The 240-nt window shown below is 56.7% G+C and carries 1 pseudogene; it reads left to right on the top strand.

From position 1 onward, the window contains the following. Positions 1–240 (top strand): annotated as a pseudogene (locus tag HMPREF2993_RS04315) (DDE-type integrase/transposase/recombinase); the annotation flags it as partial.

Consider the following 240-nt stretch of genomic DNA (forward strand, 5'->3'; position numbering starts at 1 on the left):
CAAGCGTTTGACTACTTCGGCGGGGTCTGCCAGGTTGTTGTCCCCGATAACGCGTCGACGGCGTCGAACGCAATCAGCACTGCCGATAGGAATCGGAAGGTCAACGACACCTACCAGCAGTTCTTGGAGCACTACAACACAGCGGCACTTCCCACACGCGCGCGTCGGCCGAAAGATAAAGCGAATGTGGAAGCTGCGGTAAAGATCGTCACACACAAAGTCATCCACGCCCTTGAAGGC

The organism is Corynebacterium sp. HMSC068G04 (assembly GCF_001814885.1).
GTDB lineage: Bacteria > Actinomycetota > Actinomycetes > Mycobacteriales > Mycobacteriaceae > Corynebacterium > Corynebacterium hiratae.